Origin of the sequence: Pantoea sp. SIMBA_079 (genome assembly GCF_046940275.1) — a bacterium.
In the GTDB taxonomy this organism is placed as follows: domain Bacteria; phylum Pseudomonadota; class Gammaproteobacteria; order Enterobacterales; family Enterobacteriaceae; genus Pantoea; species Pantoea borealis.
Window position 1 is genome coordinate 1 of record NZ_JAWRYR010000611.1, and the last position, 254, is coordinate 254.

The 254-nt window shown below is 54.7% G+C and carries 1 rRNA gene; it reads right to left on the bottom strand.

Going from position 1 to position 254, the window contains the following annotated elements:
• A 23S ribosomal RNA gene (locus tag SB719_RS21395) occupies nt 1–254 on the bottom strand; the annotation flags it as partial.

The window sequence follows — 254 nt, forward strand, 5'->3', positions numbered from 1 at the left end:
CTCTTAACCTTCCAGCACCGGGCAGGCGTCAGACCCTATACGTCGTCTTGCGACTTCGCAGAGCCCTGTGTTTTTGGTAAACAGTCGCTACCCCCTGGTCTGTGCCACCCCCACATGGTTGCCCATATGAGGGTCACGCTTCTTCCGAAGTTACGCGTGCATTTTGCCGAGTTCCTTCAACGCAGTTCTCTCAAGCGCCTTGGTATTCTCTACCAGTCCACCAGTGTCGGTTTAGGGTACGGTCTATATGCAGG